This window comes from Kribbella sp. CA-294648 (genome assembly GCF_050943845.1).
In the GTDB taxonomy this organism is placed as follows: Bacteria; Actinomycetota; Actinomycetes; order Propionibacteriales; family Kribbellaceae; genus Kribbella.
In genome coordinates this window covers 2,938,146-2,953,398 of record NZ_CP191981.1, presented here as the reverse complement: position 1 = coordinate 2,953,398, position 15,253 = coordinate 2,938,146, and the positions used below count along the sequence as shown (strand labels likewise).

Genomic DNA, 15,253 nt, shown 5'->3' with positions numbered 1-15,253 from the left:
CTAGCTATACGCACAACTCTTGGAGAGGCGCGATGACGATACAGTTCTACGGCAAGGACCCAGACTGTCCGGGCAACAACTGCCCGGCGGTCTTCTTAGACGAGCAGACCGGCGACCTGTACTTTCAGGGTGCAACGGTCACCGATCCTGCGATCCTCGCCCGTTTGGCAGAGGACTGCGGACTCGCTGACTCCGAGTCCGTTATCAAGCTGCCCGCCCGCATGGTCGAGCTGATTGTGGAGGCATGCCGTGCCGGAGCCGTCGTTCACTGACCTTCTGGCCAGCAGCTCACGGACCGCGCTGAAGCTGGAGTTCCGCGACCAGTACATGACCGATGATCCCGCCTACCTCGCGTGGCGAGCGGGCAAGGTCGACCAGGCGGTGCGCGAGTACGCCGGCTGGACGGAGATTGCCAGCTCAGCGACAGCCCGAGGCGTCGAGATAAGGCGAGTCCGGATCGTCAGTGAGCCGCTATCGGACTACATCGCTTTTGAGCATGCCATAACGGCGGGAGTCAACATCATCGCGGGCGAGGTGATTCGTTGGGTCCCTCGCTCCCGAGTCTCGGCCCTGGCACTGCCGGGCAACGACGTCTGGATCTTCGACGGTGCAATCCTGCAGTTCTGCCTCTTCGCTGGTGACGGGAGGTTCACGGGGAATGAGGTGAGCACAGACCCTGAGGCGGTGAAGCTCTGTGTCTCAGCGTTTGAAGGCGCTTGGGAGCGTGGCGTCGCCCACCAGGACTACTCGATTATCCTGTAGGCGTCCTGTCTCTTCGTCGTTAACGATCCGGATGCCTGCTTCACAATCTTCGAGTGCCCAAAGCGCGCGCCAGGCGCTGGCCGACCGGCTGCGGGATATCAGGCTCGATGCGGGCCTGTCTGGACGGGCACTGTCGACCGCAGCCGGTTGGCATGAAGCGAAGACGTCGAAGATCGAGCACGGGAAGCAGCAGCCCACCGAGGCGGATCTCCGGACGTGGTGCACCGTCTGCGCCGCATACGATCTGTTGCCTGAGCTCGTCGCTGAACTGCGATCCGTCGACTCGATGTGGCTGGACTGGCGCCGCGCTGAACAAACGGGCCTACGCCACCTCAACGCCTCGGTGCGGGATCTCTACGAGCGCACCAGGCAGTACCGCTCGTACTGCCAAACTATGGTGCCTGGCCTCCTCCAGACCGCGGACTACACCGCTGCTGTGCTCACCTCGATCCGAGACCGCCGGCGGGTGGTCATTGACGACATCGCCGCTACTGTCGCTGAGCGCCTCGACCGTCAACGGATCCTCACGCAGGGCGGCCACACGTTCGCCTTTGTCCTCGAAGAAGCGGCCCTTCGTTACCAGGTCGGTGGGCCCGCGGTGTTGGCCGGTCAGCTTCGGCATCTGCTCGAGGTCATGCAGTTCGCCTCTGTCAGTCTCGGCGTGATCTCCGCCGATATCGACCGTTCCTTGCGGTGGCCAGTCGAAGACTTCTACATCTTCGACAACCACCAAGCCAACGTTGAGTTGGTGTCCGGGTTCCTGACAATTACACATCCCCGCGAGATCGCGATGTACGCCGAGACGTTCAGCACACTCACCAAGCTGGCCGTCTACGGTTCTCCGGCACGGAACCTGATCCGATCCGCACTGCGCGCCCTACCTGCCTAGGGATGACGCACGGGGCGACGATGCGATCCGCCCGACAGGTGCCGCCGGTGAAACCGATACGGTACGAGCGCGCTGATCACACAGCCTGGTCTCGTCGCTAATAAGGGGTGCTCATGCCAGAACTGTCGATGCTGAAGCTCGTGCCCGGGATGCACCGGGAAGCACTGCTTCGACAACTGAGAGAAGCGCATGCTGGACTGCTGAACTCTCGCAACGGGGGCGATACGGTTGTCACCCAGCACCGGGCCTACCTCGACTGGGCGAACACGAGCGCCAGTATTTTGCGCGCCTACCTCCAGACACCCGAGCTGGACCGACTGATCTTTACCCGCCGCTACTGGGTGCTTCAGTCGAACCCGATCGAGACCATCGACCCCAACGGTCGCATGCTCTGGTTGGAGATCAGCGAGCGAGAAGCAGTGTTCGAGACCGAGGTTGCCCAGCTGGCCCACACGATTGAGCGATGGGGCGGTTCGGAGCGATTTGTCATCGCTGATACCAACGTGTTCATCCACCATGAGCAGCGCCTTGAGGTACTTGACCTTGGCACAGTGATCGGCGAGACCCTACAACCGCTGCATCTGATTGTCCCGCTGCCGGTGGTCGACGAGCTCGACGATCTCAAACACGCCGGCAAAGGACAGATCCGCGGCCGTGCCCGCTACACACTCGCTGTGCTTGACAGAGTGCTCCGCAATGGGTTCAGCGGCACACTTCACGAAGACCGGAAGTTCGGCGGCCACTCCGGCAAAGTGACGGTCGAGATTGTGCTCGACCCACCCGGACATGTACGGCTGCCGATCATGGACGAGGAGATTCTCGACCGCGCGAAGGCGATCCAGGCGCTGGCGGGACCACGCCCTGTTCACTTCCTAACCTTCGATACAGGACACTCAACCCGCGCCCGGCGCACCGGCCTACGGGTGCAGAAGCTGACAGAGCCTCTCGACGACTCTCAGCAAGCCCAATCCTGAACCGGGGCGGCTCGTGTGCCGTCCCACCTCGTACGCTACACCCGCTTCATCCACCTGAAGGTCTGCAGGGTGGTCTGTCTACCACGGCTCCAGGCCCTAGCCTGGCCCTGCCGGTGTCGGCGCCTAGCTACACGCCTCCCCCTGAACACCCCACTCGATTGTCCCGGATCAGCCGTTTGCACCGTACGCATTGCTATCCGGCTCATCGCCTCGAGGCATGACATCGAATGCGGCCGCGTCAGGAGTCGCTGGACCCACGTGCCTCCTGCTTCGCCAACCTCTCCCGCAGCTCTTTCGCGGCCGGTTTCACCTTGCTGTCCCAGAACGGTTTGACCCGAGGGGCGACAAGAAGGGCACCTATCATCGCTGCGCTGATCCCTATCTCGGTCCAGCCGAGTTGAGGCTCGTCGTCACCGCCGTCGTCGCCGTCGTCGCCGTCGCCGTCGAACGGTACGTACTCGACCGCCTGTATCTTTTCAGGCCCTGCATGGATGCCTACAGGGCTGGCTTCCATGTCAGCCGTCAGCGCTGCGGCAGTCTCATCGCTCCAGGTACGGGTTTCCCAGTTCCGGTTGTAGTGCGCGTAGCCGCCTGTACCGCGCGAGTGATACTGCTCCTCGCCGTACTGCTGCCCCTTCTCGGTGAGCCTGTATGCGCCGGGTTCTCCATACAGGTAGCCGTGATCCTTGAGGAGCTGATTCATTTCGCGAGCCGTTCGCCCGAAATTCCGGCCCAGAACCCGTGCTGACTTCCCCATAGATCAGCGCCCCCTCTTCTCACCAAGCAGCACCTTGCGAAGCTTCATCGTATCTGCGCGACTCGCTGCGTGTAGAACTCGGCACTCGACGCCCAGCAAAGTCCGCGAACTCGCCGCACTCGGGCCGTCGGTCAGCCCGGCTGAGTTATCCACAGGTTGCAGATCGCGGTTGCGGCGAGCGCGGACCGGCGGCGATCCTAATGAAGCGCGCCCGGTACGCCACCCCGCCAGCCGGCCGTCAGCGGCCACAGTGAGCTTGCGGGTTAGGAGCGAGGAAGTGCACCGGGCGCGCGCCAGACCCGATCACCGTCGAGCAAGCGACGCTGCTGCTTACCCACACGTGCACCGACTGCACTCCGGCGACCGATTCGCCAAGTCGTGGTAGACATTCGTGTGGAGACGAACAGCTTGGGTTCGGCCGAGGTGCACGTGCTCGGCGACTTGTGTGAAGTTCTGCTCGGCAGGAACAGGGTTGCTCGCGAACCGGCGACGGCAGATCCGGTCTATCGCGTCGTGCGCGCCGAGGATATCCAGCAAGACCTCGCGGATTGGACTGAGCTAAGGAACTCCACGGCTCGAACCAGAAGTTCAGTGGAGGTGGTGCCTGGGGACATTATTGGGAGCAGATCTGGCCCATACGGTCGGTGGGTGATCGTGCCACGTGACTACGGCCCCAGTCTTGCAAGTGACCACACCATCGTTCTTCGCACGCGCGGGACCGTGAGTGCCCGGTACCTGCTTGGGTTCCTCCGCTCGCATACCGGAAGGCAGTTGCTGGCAGGAACCGTGGCCGGTGCAACTATTCAGCGGATCAGCAGAACCGAGCTGTCCCGAGTGCCGGTCCCGGCATACGCACTAAACACAGACTATGTTGATCAGACGCTAAGCGACTTTGATAATGAGCTGCATCGAATCACCACCGAGGTCGGAGCGTTGCGGAACCGGCTGGACCGCCTATTCATCAGCCAGAATGAATCACAGCTAATCACCGAGATCGATGCCGTCCGCGGAGTCACAGCATCCCTGCGGAAAATGACCGAATTCAGCGACACCTTGAGAATTGCTCAAGTCTCGTTTCCTTACCCAATTGCGCGCGCATTGCGTGCTATCGAACGGTCAACCTCACCCAGCGACAGGTATCACGAGGTAGCGCATCGCAGCATTGAAACGATATCTGCGCTGCTTGCTGGATTTTGCGCCTCCATCGCAGGCTCAACTCAGATTAGAGGCGACAAAGTCAAGGCCTGGGCGTCTGCGGTCACGCGCGGTGGAGCGACCCTGGGGCGAGAGCGCGCAATGATCCTCCAGGTCGCGGGAGAACTGGCTCACCAAGACGTATCGGTGGCATCGCCCACTCCTTTGCGGATGTAGGGACGCCTGCATCAACACTGCTTGCCGACCTTCTGGAGGAGCGAAACCGGGTTCATGGCGACTATCCAAGAACTGCGTATCAATTCCAGCAACGACTGGCCGTCATTGAGGGAACACTTCGACGCTTTCTTGATTCAGCCAGCTTTCTAGCGCGATGGGAGCTCAGATACGCCGAGTCGGTTGAGCCGACCGAAGATGAAACCGGCGCGGTTCAGTACTCGGCCAGGCTTCGCGTGCTCCAAGGCGACAATCCGGACTGGGATCTCATGGATTACACATCGAAGAGCGTGATGTTTCCGGGGCGCCTATACGCCGTTGTCGACGACTGGAAATTAGTGGATCTCCACCCCTATTTGGTGGTTCGGTATTGTCCGGAGTGTGGATCCCAGGAGATCTACCAGGTCGACTCCTTCAACGAGGACGAAGCTCGCCTGAAGTCCATAGATCGCGGCCACTCACATGCAACTAGCGACACCGATCTGCTGCGTCAACTGCGCGCTGCCACCTCGTCCTTGCGGTCGGCAGCTGGGTCACTCACCTAGCCTGGGTGCATGAGTGAGGCACCCGACGGCGAGCGCATCGATCAGTTCATCGTATTCGCTGCATACGGCGAGGTCATGCTTGGTTTCCAACTGATGGAGCTGAGCCTGTGGTCGTTGAACGCGATCAACCTGAAGCCGGCCATCCAGGCGCAGCAAGCCACTGCCAAGGTTGAGAAATGGAACGGCACGACCTTCGGCGACCTGCTTCGGGGTCTGCGCACTCAGCCTCATTGGCCACCTGACTTGCTAGACCAGCTCGACGGAGCTCTCGACGCGCGGAACTACTTGGCGCACCACTTCCTACGTGAGCACTTCGTCTTGAAGCCCTCACTTGACACACGAGACCGCGCCACCGCTCAGCTAGCGGAAATCGCCCGCCGTCAGGAGAAGCTCCAGAGCGAGCTCGATACACATCTGCGATCGGTTGGCGTCCCGGACGTCGACAAGCTCGACGACGACCTGCTCGAAGACCTCGACACACTCAGACCCACGTCGTGGTCTGCTGAGGAAGACACATAGCAGGCGCCCTCAGCCGACAATGCGAACATACGGCCCACGCACATTGATTCGCTGGACGAGTCCACGCGCGGACAGCGTCTCCATTGCGGTCTTCCGGGCGCGAACTGCCTCGCGCTCGCTTAGACCGTAGGTGGCCTTCAGCCACGGTTTGATGCGCGATATCACTTCGTCCCCCGGCTCACCGAGTGTACGGAGATAGTCATAGACCTGGTTCGTGTAGTCCATCTGCGACATGTACCCCTCCCAAGAAGCAGACGGGCGACCCCGGTCTTTGCCTGGGCCGGCTGCAGCAGGCCATGCGCTCGTGGCGGCACGTTGAGCTACCAAGTTGGCAGTGAGCTGTTCCAAGGATGTCCAGGAGGCAAGCCAACTCGGTCCAGCAATGCCCGATCACGCACCCACGGCGGGAACAGCACCGGAGCGCTCGAAGTCGGCGTCTCTAGCAGGTCCCAGCGATCCTCGTACGCGGCCCATACCTCTTCGTTGACCCTGGCTTGCGAGATTGAGGTGTTGCGTTGACCGGGCGGCACCTCGGGATTCGTCATCCAGTTCTGGTGGATGATCCACCGCGCTGCAACGACATGATCTCGAGGTACGACGAAGCCGCGGGGCGAGTGCGGAGGCGACGGCACCATGACGAACACGAACCACTCATGCTCGGAGGCAGCCAACTGCGACGCGTTGCCGAGGAGCCAGGTGGTGTGCCTCGCGCCTTCCGTGGCTCCCTTCACCTGAATCTCGATCGATGGACGCGTCTCGATGTGCGTCGCCACGGCGAGAATGTCGGTGCGGACGATGCCATCTCGCGTGAGGGCCGGTGCCCAACCATGCCGAGCGAGCATGGCGCATGTCCAATGCTCAGCGACTGTCTTGATCATCTTCCGGTCGACCACGGTCTACCCAGTCCCGGTTAGTTGGCAGCGTCGAAAGCCGCGCGGATGTCGTCCGGGATACGCCCGCGGTCGTTGACCTCGTAGCCGTTGGCGCGAGCCCACTCCTTGACTGTCCTCGCATCCGCGCCGACCTGAGTGCGGCTCACCCTCGCGCCTCGGGATGCCTTCACACGCCGGCCAGCGGACATGTAAGGGGAGATAACCTTTCGCAGTGCAGCCGCGTGCCTATCATTCAAGTCGATCTCATAAGTCTGGCCGTCGAGGGCGAAGGACACAGTCTCACCTCTGCCGGAGGAGATGTCTCGGCCGTCGATGTCATCAGTCAGCTGAACTTCAATTCTCTGTACCATGTGTCTCCATCCTCAGGCCGCGTGGTTCAAGGTGTTCTACAGCCGACGAACTCTCGCTCCGGAGTTGACTCTAGCCCTCAGCTAAGAGCTCCTCACCGCACAGCGTTTCGCGAGTAATACAAGCACATCAGAAGGCAGAGTGGGCAGATCGGCGCACTTAACCGCAGTCTCCGCCTCTCGCACGCGGGCGTCAATCAATCGCTCCACGGCATCCCTCGCCCCGATCTCGACAAGTAACTCCTGGAGGGATCGGATCGAGGATAGATGCACATCGTCGAAGTCGCCAGATAGAGCCGCCATTAGAGCCGTCATCCGGGATTGCTGAGCAGGCGTGGCCATCTCCTGGGCCAAAACCGTCAGTGCGGTCGCTTTACCGAGACGCAAATCGTCTCCCACCGGCTTCCCGGTCAGCTGGCTGCTGCCGAAAACTCCCAAAAAATCATCCCTGTATTGAAAAGCTTCACCCACCAACGAACCATAGACTCCGAGGACTTCCAATACATCGGCCCCACATCCAGACAATGCCGCCCCAAACTCAAGTGGCCGTCGGACGGTATAGTTCCCCGACTTCTGGCGCGCGACTTCGGTAACCGCCACCAGATCAGGCGCCGCCGATAACGTATGTAGCAAGTCCCGGAATTGACCCACTGCCATCTCGGTCCGCATCAAGTCATAGCTGGGCCAGGCGCGCACGATCGACTCATATGGAAGCCTCGCCTCACGAAGCATTTGATCTGCCCAGACGATACAGATATCACTCAACAAGATCGCGGCTGAATTTCCGAACATTCGCGAATCGTCAGGAGACTCCGAAGCGTGATGCCAACGTTCTAGCTGGACATGGATGGACGGCATGCCTCGACGGATGATCGAGCCATCCATAACATCGTCCTGTATCAGAGCGAAAGCGTGCAGCAACTCAAGGCTGGCGCAAGCTTGGATGGACGCCGCCGAATCTTCTTCGCCGCACAACCACCCCAGCTGTGCAAAAACTGAGCGCAGACCCTTCCCTTCGCCCACAAAGCTCAAAAGGACTCGCCCCAGGAACTGTGTCTCCGGATAGGCAAGGTGATGTCTGATCTGTCGAGCAGTAAAATCCTTGACCACGGACTTGACTAAACCGATCCGAGACTCCAGCCAAAACTGCCTTCGATCATCCGATGAATAGGTCACCTTCGAGCATCTCCGATTGAGGTTTTGTCGCTGAGGCTAGCGCTTTACCGCACGTATGACGCGCGCTGAGCGAAGGGTCGTCAACGGAGTCGCATCCATGACAGAGAATCCTGATTGCTCAAGCAATTTGACGGGGTCGAGACCCATCGAACACAGGCCTCGCGGTTGCCTGAATTCTCTTGAGTACCAGCGCTGAGCCGCAGCTAAGACCGGAAACTTGCTCGCAACGTGATCACCGGTGATGATGATTCCATCATCACGAAGGACCCGCCTCACTTCTTGCAACACTTTTAAGGGATCGCGAACGCTACAGAGAAATCGAAGCATCAATACAGCATCGAATTCAGCGGCCCTGAACGGCAACGCTCCGGCATTTCCACAAACACTCACCCTGGGGCGCGCCGCCGCTAACCGCAGTATATTCGAATCAATGGCGACAACAGTATCCGCAGATACCGAGATCGGGTCCCTACCGCATCCAACCTCAAGGACTCGTCCTGGGACCTGAGCAACCCATGGCAGCCCGACTGACGACCATAAGCCGCTTAGCCTGCTCACTTAAGCCCCGGGGTCTTCAGAATGTCGGCGAACGCAGTCTCTACAGCCGACTCAGTTGACAAAACCGTAACAGTCTTCATGTATGTCACCGTTCGAATGAAGAGCAATGGCATCAACAGTGCGATCGCAATGACCAATTGGGCAGCCAACTTGCTATTTAGAATGGCCACCGCTAGATACAGGCCAACACCTAAAACCAAGGCTTCGGCGCCGATGCGCGCCGCATAGTACCAGTACAATGTCCAGCTCACTCGCGGAGATAGCGTCCTTCGCAGAACTCCATTTTTGGAGCTCGAGCCAACGGGGAGAACTGCGATAAAAGAACCGGTTGCAGACCAGCACGTATAGAGCGGATATCCGATGACGCAGACCACGATTATTCCCAGCGTAACGTCGAGCCCCACCTCGTGCCATAACACCCAGCCGGCTAGCCATAGAATCCCGAAGATTACCGCGACGACCACAAATAGCAAGATCTGAACAGCGGCATACCACACTAGCCGCGGTAGACTCAGCCCGTTGAGGGCTTGCTTAAAAGGCAGTGGCCGATTGGTGTAGGCACGCAGCATTTGATAGGCAACGGTGATGTTGATAGACATCTTCAACACCCAAAGACAGAGCGCCACCGCAAGAACGACGGGCCCATTGATCAAGCTCCAAAGCTGCTGTGGCGCGCTGTCGAACAGCCAGCCGGGCCTAGTTAGATCAGACCAAATTGACTCATCAGCTGTCAGAACGTTAAAAAGCGCGACAACGACTAGTGTGACTACGAGAGTCGAGCTTCTAATCGCGCGACGGAAACCGGAATACGCTAGGCTAAAAATCGATTTAACATTCGATGCAATCATCTCACATGATTTTACCACGCGGCGCGCAAGTTGTTCCCGTTGAGTTATCTCGGCCGGCTTGCCCACACCCTGCCGCGCCTATATTCGAACTTGGCGATTTCCTCTTCCTTCGACGGTCGTCTGAGCTGACTTACCCAGTCAAGCGTCAGCTTGTCCACAGGAACCGGTCCTTTGAACTGCCTTAGGATGTCTGCGAGATAGTGGCCCACTCCAAACTTGGGAATCACGGCGATCGAGTATTTTTCCTCGACTCGCTGCAGTTCAGCATGCTCGTAGAGTCTGTACGCTGGCACGGTTTGGTCTGCGTGGTGTAGGAAATGCGCCGTAGAACCATACGTGATCCAAGAAAAGGGCCACTGTAGATAGTAGGTGTGAGCGCATAGGCGATCAGTGACGGGATCTACGCCCTTGAGCCCATAATGAGCAATATTTTGTTGAACGCTCCAAAGAAGACAGAACAACAACCAGTAGACAACAAATGCCCTCCATCCGGACAGCGCGATAAAGCTGCCAACGAAGGCGATCGACATACAGGCGCATACAACGTAGCGCAGATTTACGCGCGCCGTGTAACCAATCTCGCGAAGGTATGGTTGCCTGCGCAGTGGCAGAAAGGGTCGAAGGAGACTCGCAATCTGCCAGCATAGAGCCGGCAGGAGGACCAACGACGCGTAATACCGAACTCTCTGCTTCGCCGTCGGCGTGCTGGGAGTAATGTCAGGTGCCCAACCGTCACCATACCGACCCAGCCGGTGATGATACAGATGCGCAAATTTGAGTATTTCGATATTGAGCAACTGGAGCGACATCCCTACTGACGCCACTAGCCGAGGAGCCGCGATCGAGTCATCTTCCTGTGAGTTGTTTTCAGTATGCAATGCTTCATGAGTGCCATAAATTATCGGTTCAATCGCGACTAGCGCAAGCACAACGTTCCACGGCGCCGGCAGGAAGAGAGCCGTAACGAGCAAGGCGACGCTCACCCAGAAGATGGTCGTTCCAATTGCACGACTTGGTGGAGCTGATATAGGTAACCTGACTGACATCTCACTCATCTCCCGGCTCAATTGAGAACTCTCGCAGGACGTATCGAGACCTGCCTACTCGACTAACATTCGAGCTACTGATCCAGCTCCATCGGAGCCACCCGTGTCCGACCACCTTTATGTAGCGCCGTCGGCCCGTTGCCACAAATCCATACTTTTTCGACCATCGCATGACAATCGGATGGTATGTCCAAAACGAGAGATCGACATCAGAGACTTCTTTGTAGCGAACGAATCCCTGGTCAAGCATGCTGATAACGTCGAAGGTTGAAGCGTCACTTTTCACGGCACCCCGGAACATAGTTCCGCGCCACCCAATCAGAATTCCTCCAAGCAGGAGGTCCCCATCTTCGACGACTATGGCCGTTGTTTTGATACCACGCGCCCTAGCTAGCAACGCGTCGGCTATTGACGCCAGGAGCATCAATGCTCTCTGGGCCTCTCCGCACAGCTCAGCCACCCGCGGGTCCGCGTAGAACAGGCGTGACTGTTTAACGATGAGCGCCGTGGATGCGTTTTCCACAACCTTTGCTTGCATAGCGTCAACGCCGACGTTCGGATCTGAAAACGTCGAGGTTGGATGATAGGTCGGCCTTAAGCCGTTGAATCATCTTCGAGAATCGGAGAGCATTGGGGAATTCGAGCTCGACGGTTTCGCTCAGAGCTGTAAGGTCAACCAGTATCTGATGGCACTCTGCTGTATAGCCATTGGCGAGGTAGAACCATCGTTCCATCGCATTCAAATTTGGAGCCGCTCCGCCGTTGGCTCGGCTAAGGTTTGCCAGCGCCGAGCGCACGACGGGCGAAAGACGTCCAGCGATATAGTCATCTCGCCAATCCGAGAGATCGTCAGCGCGCTGCATTGCTACCAAGAACTTCTTTATCGCCAGATCAACTCTCAGATCCACCGGAAGCGATCGCAGGATCCTCAGTACCGATAGGACCCCAAGGACAGGGTTGGACCGCCCCCACATCGAGGTCTCATCGTCTAGTAGATCTACATTGGCGTGTTGATCCCAGGCTCCGACGTCGATCGCTACGGCGGCCGAATAGTCTGCTGCGGTCGCCGTCGTTGCCATTAGGGTCCGTTCGAGGAGACCTGGGGTCGAGCCGTCCAAGACCCTCACCAGCAAACGTAGACAGATCTGGTCGAGTAGAGGTACCAGCGCGATGTCGCTGGCTGACCTCTGCTGACCGTCGACGGTCGCATCGATGATAACTGCCTGCGAAACTTTGCAAACATAATAGACTTCAAGGTTCTGTAGCTCAGAATCGGAGAGCTCTGCCGAAATCAGCTCGGCAACGGTCTGCACATGCCCGTACCCGAGGGGATAATCTCCCCCTCGGGTGCAATGGGCGTAAAGAAGTTCGGCGGTCTTTGAGTCAACAAGAGCCAGGAGCTGGGATTGTACGGCTGCGCCTGGAGTCATCTCAGCAACCACTTCGACCTGCTCAGCCGGGACCGCAAGCGTTGTCAGTCATGAGAGGTTGGAGACCCTCTCTCACCCGTGACACGGCCATTTTCTCGTCCGTCGTCAGGGCATCGTTCGCCGACCTAGCGGGCACGTCGATCGTGGGATTGGTAGCGGTTTCCTGAGCCGTCACGGGCATCGTACGGTCCTCTCGTTGGAACGAGACAGATGCACCTGCAGTAATCGCACGCATCTCGGGCTATTGGAGATGTGTCCCAATCTCCGATGCAGGATTACTACCAGCATCAACGGCCTCAGCTTGCAGGTCAATGGCCTTAGGGAGCGTCTTGGCTCCCCTTATGCCGGGATCACCAGGCGCTGGCTCCTGCGCTCGCGGCGCCCCGTCTGTTCCACGTACGCCAATGTCGAGCGCTTGACGCACAGTACGGCCGGCGCCCTCAAGATCAACGACCCCCAGCGTGAAGGCGATGACTGCATCAGCGAAGAGGCTTGCGTCGCCAACCTGCGCCTCGTCGATCTGCTCGCGCTGCACCCGAGATCGCAACAAGAATCCATCCAGCATCGCCTGTAGCGTCAGTCCGAACCGCTCAACGGTCCAACCTGGTCGCAGGGTAACCCCAAGACGGGTAATCAGGTCGGCGTACCCCTGATACCAAGGGGTTAGTGCGCTCATCATGTCCTCGACGACGGCTGCGCGAAGGTCGGGATGATGATCCAAAAGGGCCCCGACGTGTAGCAGCAGGAACGAGCGGGGGTGAGATAGGAGTGACTGGAGTAGGCTCTCACTCAGCGAGCCGATGGCATCAGATACGCTCGTGGCGTGCGCCGTCTCCTGTAATTCTTCAACTCGTAGCGCCGGATTTGCACTAGGATCATCCCGGTAAAGCATAGTGTGAATGATTGCGTCTTTGATAAATGCTTCCTTAGATTCCCACCTGTTATGAAAAGCCTTTCGACTCGCACCTTGAGAGCGGTTATGGGAAGCTACCTCGATTACATCATCAATGGTCAACCACTGCAGAGCGGCAGGAAAGTCGATTGAACGCAGTGCTCGTGGGCGATCCTTAGCAGATGTCACGAACATCGCATCAATCAGCTGCGCCGCTGCGTCAAGAAAATACCTTGCGCTTTCATCATTGTTCTTCGCCGCTGGCCGTGGCGTCATGGTCCCCCCATGCTCGACCGCTATCCAAAATGGTTTATTTTAGCTTCAGCACGGATCGGCGCCTTCGTCCCCCTGCGTCCAGATCGCCGATATGAACGCCTGACGGTCCGCATCAACGTCGAACCGCACCCACACCTTCGTCCTCGTGCCGACCATGTCGGATGTCTCCTGACCGGACCTGAGACACACGTTGTTTAGGACCTGCCCGGTCGAGACAAGCGAAACGTCAGCAGACTCGCGCGTCGGCGCAGCTTGGGTGCCGACATCAACAGTCGGATCCGGGTAGCAGCGGCCATCGACGACGACCTGGCGGTTCGATCGGAGATCTCTCGCTGCCTGCGAGTCTCGCGGCAGGCTGGCGCAAGCCTTGACCTGATCGACGATCCCCTGGCCGGCCAGTGGCGGCGTACTGCTCGAAGCAGTTGGCGTGCTCGACTCGGGCGTGGAGCCAGCACCCGGCTTAGAAGGATCGTCGTTGTCGAGCAGTGCGATGCCGCCCCAAATCAGTCCTGCAACGATGGCCAAGGCAATGCCTGCCCGTAGGTACCAGCGATACCGCGACGCGGATTCTGCTGGCTCGTCCTCGTTCAGTACGGGCGGGTCGACATCAGACTCTTCGTCGGTCGGCAGATCTTCGTCTAGAAGGGACCGAAGCCTGCTTCGCTGTTCGCGCGCGTAGCTCGCCATCGCAGCAGCAAGGAGTGGGGGCACCTTCTCTTCGAGCCGTTCTGCGGTCTTGGTCGCGGTTGCGCCGAGCCACAGCGCCGCCCGAAGCTTGGCCCGCTGTCGCGCACTACCGGTGGTGTTGTCAGGCAGCGTCTTGGTTCGACTCCGGTAGTCCTGCATCGTCTCGAACGTGTTCTCCGGATCAGGGACCCGAAGCAGCTCACCAGCGGCGGCGATCCGGAACGCATACTCGCGACCAGATTCCTCGTGTGTGTATTGCTCCTTGCTGGCCAGCGCCTCCCGCCGTGCCCGCTCCACCACCCCTGCCAACACGGCTCGCAGTAGAACGGTCCGTCCGCCGGTGCTAAGCGGTTCGGCAAGTCCGAGTTCGAGACGCATCGCGTCACCCAGCTCCCGGCAGGATGCGAGGCGATCGTCGCTGATTCCTTCTGCGACCAATCGCTGAACGTCCGCGGTTCCCCTTGGGACGTCCGACTCTGGATCTTCTCGTGACTCGTCCATACCACCGCCCCAGATCGCCTCACTACCCCCTCGCGCAGCGTAGCGATCCGGTCTAGACGTGACTAGCTGTCACAGGTCACGAATTGTGCTGCAGTGACCACGCTTCGCAAACGATCGCTTGCATGAATTTTTAAGTAGTGTCATAACTTAAAGGGGGTCGGTCTTCGCTATCTGGAGGCCACCATGTCGACTGAGTCGATACGCACCGAAGTACTAGAGCTCTTCCAGAGCTTCATCAACTTCCGGGATGCCGCCGAGAGAATGCAGCAAGAAGGCATCGAGCCAACCAGCTTGTCCGAGCTGATCTCGGTGTGGCTGGACTGGGATGAGTCAGTCATCTCTGTCTGTCTCGGTGACTACTGCAACTTTCTGATCGGCGTCATCGCGATCATCGAACTCTGGACTAGAAATCCCGACGCGCTGCTTGGCGACGAGCTCAGCGAGAAGGTCACCAGCCTTGCCGGTGTCTCCGGCGATCCCAGGATCGACGACATCCTCGACCCGCACCGCTTCGAAGCCGTCCGGTTCCGCCGGCTGTACCCGCACGCCGACAACCCGACGCCGTAAGGCGCGGGCTCGCAGTTGTACTACTTGTCCGCCTGCCTCGCGCAGGACTCCGGCCGACCCCGCCCAGCCCCGTTCACCTGAACGGGGCTTCTTCACGTCCCGGGAGGTGTCGCCAGGCTGTCGCAGCCGTGTCGCGTGCCTGACGGCCCGCAGGCGCGAATCGGTCGCTGACCTGCGGATATGCGACCGCGCAGCGACTTTGTGGCCCGGCGACCAGC

At 59.3% G+C, this 15,253-nt stretch carries 19 protein-coding genes and 1 pseudogene; 7 read left to right on the top strand and 13 right to left on the bottom strand.

Annotated features, from left to right (window positions below):
• Positions 1-32: 32 nt before the first annotated feature.
• The 4 genes from ACQPYM_RS14320 (at position 33) to ACQPYM_RS14305 (ending at position 2,625) form a co-directional block, all read left to right on the top strand.
• Positions 33-272, top strand: a complete 240-nt coding sequence (locus ACQPYM_RS14320; RefSeq protein ID WP_433020584.1) for a hypothetical protein — start codon at positions 33-35, stop codon at positions 270-272.
• A complete protein-coding gene (locus tag ACQPYM_RS14315; protein ID WP_433020581.1) occupies positions 250-762 on the top strand; it encodes a DUF6879 family protein in 513 nt (170 codons plus the stop codon). Before ACQPYM_RS14320 ends, ACQPYM_RS14315 begins: the two co-directional genes overlap by 23 nt.
• A 31-nt stretch (positions 763-793) precedes the next feature.
• Positions 794-1,651, top strand: a complete 858-nt coding sequence (locus ACQPYM_RS14310) for a helix-turn-helix domain-containing protein (protein WP_433020578.1) — start codon at positions 794-796, stop codon at positions 1,649-1,651.
• A 113-nt stretch (positions 1,652-1,764) separates the two neighbouring features.
• Positions 1,765-2,625, top strand: coding sequence for a PIN domain-containing protein (locus ACQPYM_RS14305; RefSeq protein WP_433020575.1), 861 nt, complete (start codon positions 1,765-1,767; stop codon positions 2,623-2,625).
• Positions 2,626-2,863: 238 nt separating this feature from the next.
• Here ACQPYM_RS14305 and ACQPYM_RS14300 read toward each other — a convergent pair whose 3' ends face one another.
• The gene (locus ACQPYM_RS14300; RefSeq protein WP_433020572.1) at positions 2,864-3,328 is read right to left on the bottom strand and encodes a hypothetical protein; all 465 of its coding nucleotides are present in this window, start codon (positions 3,326-3,328) and stop codon (positions 2,864-2,866) included.
• A 702-nt stretch (positions 3,329-4,030) separates the two neighbouring features.
• Between ACQPYM_RS14300 and ACQPYM_RS14295 the strand changes: the two genes are divergently transcribed.
• Together ACQPYM_RS14295 and ACQPYM_RS14290 are read left to right on the top strand one after the other, a co-directional pair.
• Complete coding sequence (locus tag ACQPYM_RS14295) at positions 4,031-4,753, top strand: hypothetical protein (protein WP_433020569.1); 723 nt, start codon at positions 4,031-4,033, stop codon at positions 4,751-4,753.
• Positions 4,754-5,304: 551 nt separating this feature from the next.
• Positions 5,305-5,814, top strand: coding sequence for a hypothetical protein (locus ACQPYM_RS14290; RefSeq protein WP_433020566.1), 510 nt, complete (start codon positions 5,305-5,307; stop codon positions 5,812-5,814).
• A 9-nt stretch (positions 5,815-5,823) separates the two neighbouring features.
• Here ACQPYM_RS14290 and ACQPYM_RS14285 read toward each other — a convergent pair whose 3' ends face one another.
• From ACQPYM_RS14285 to ACQPYM_RS14230, 12 genes and pseudogenes are all read right to left on the bottom strand, one after another.
• Positions 5,824-6,048 carry a hypothetical protein gene (locus ACQPYM_RS14285; protein WP_433020563.1) on the bottom strand — a complete coding sequence of 75 codons (225 nt, stop codon included), beginning with the start codon at positions 6,046-6,048 and terminating at the stop codon, positions 5,824-5,826.
• 86 nt (positions 6,049-6,134) lie between these two features.
• Positions 6,135-6,692 (bottom strand): hypothetical protein, encoded by a 558-nt coding sequence (locus ACQPYM_RS14280; RefSeq protein WP_433020560.1) that lies wholly within the window; start codon positions 6,690-6,692, stop codon positions 6,135-6,137.
• 32 nt (positions 6,693-6,724) lie between these two features.
• Positions 6,725-6,853: an Lsr2 family DNA-binding protein gene (locus ACQPYM_RS14275; protein ID WP_433023273.1), complete on the bottom strand. Its 129-nt coding sequence runs from the start codon at positions 6,851-6,853 to the stop codon at positions 6,725-6,727.
• A 78-nt stretch (positions 6,854-6,931) separates the two neighbouring features.
• Positions 6,932-7,057, bottom strand: a pseudogene (locus ACQPYM_RS14270) (Lsr2 dimerization domain-containing protein); the annotation flags it as partial.
• A gap of 81 nt (positions 7,058-7,138) precedes the next feature.
• Complete coding sequence (locus ACQPYM_RS14265) at positions 7,139-8,230, bottom strand: polyprenyl synthetase family protein (RefSeq protein ID WP_433020557.1); 1,092 nt, start codon at positions 8,228-8,230, stop codon at positions 7,139-7,141.
• A 36-nt stretch (positions 8,231-8,266) separates the two neighbouring features.
• Positions 8,267-8,788: a class I SAM-dependent methyltransferase gene (locus ACQPYM_RS14260; RefSeq protein WP_433020554.1), complete on the bottom strand. Its 522-nt coding sequence runs from the start codon at positions 8,786-8,788 to the stop codon at positions 8,267-8,269.
• Positions 8,785-9,636, bottom strand: coding sequence for a hypothetical protein (locus ACQPYM_RS14255; protein WP_433020551.1), 852 nt, complete (start codon positions 9,634-9,636; stop codon positions 8,785-8,787). The genes ACQPYM_RS14260 and ACQPYM_RS14255 overlap by 4 nt, the downstream gene beginning before the upstream one ends.
• A gap of 44 nt (positions 9,637-9,680) precedes the next feature.
• Positions 9,681-10,619, bottom strand: coding sequence for a fatty acid desaturase (locus ACQPYM_RS14250; protein ID WP_433020548.1), 939 nt, complete (start codon positions 10,617-10,619; stop codon positions 9,681-9,683).
• Between the two features lie 64 nt (positions 10,620-10,683).
• Positions 10,684-11,220, bottom strand: a complete 537-nt coding sequence (locus tag ACQPYM_RS14245; RefSeq protein ID WP_433020545.1) for a hypothetical protein — start codon at positions 11,218-11,220, stop codon at positions 10,684-10,686.
• A 4-nt stretch (positions 11,221-11,224) separates the two neighbouring features.
• A complete protein-coding gene (locus ACQPYM_RS14240) occupies positions 11,225-12,124 on the bottom strand; it encodes a hypothetical protein (RefSeq protein ID WP_433020543.1) in 900 nt (299 codons plus the stop codon).
• A 229-nt stretch (positions 12,125-12,353) separates the two neighbouring features.
• Positions 12,354-13,280 carry a hypothetical protein gene (locus ACQPYM_RS14235; RefSeq protein ID WP_433020541.1) on the bottom strand — a complete coding sequence of 309 codons (927 nt, stop codon included), beginning with the start codon at positions 13,278-13,280 and terminating at the stop codon, positions 12,354-12,356.
• Positions 13,281-13,325: 45 nt separating this feature from the next.
• Positions 13,326-14,345 carry a hypothetical protein gene (locus tag ACQPYM_RS14230; RefSeq protein WP_433020538.1) on the bottom strand — a complete coding sequence of 340 codons (1,020 nt, stop codon included), beginning with the start codon at positions 14,343-14,345 and terminating at the stop codon, positions 13,326-13,328.
• A 306-nt stretch (positions 14,346-14,651) separates the two neighbouring features.
• On the opposite strand from ACQPYM_RS14230, the gene ACQPYM_RS14225 reads away from it, so the two are divergent.
• The gene (locus ACQPYM_RS14225; RefSeq protein WP_433020535.1) at positions 14,652-15,035 is read left to right on the top strand and encodes a hypothetical protein; all 384 of its coding nucleotides are present in this window, start codon (positions 14,652-14,654) and stop codon (positions 15,033-15,035) included.
• Positions 15,036-15,253: the final 218 nt, after the last annotated feature.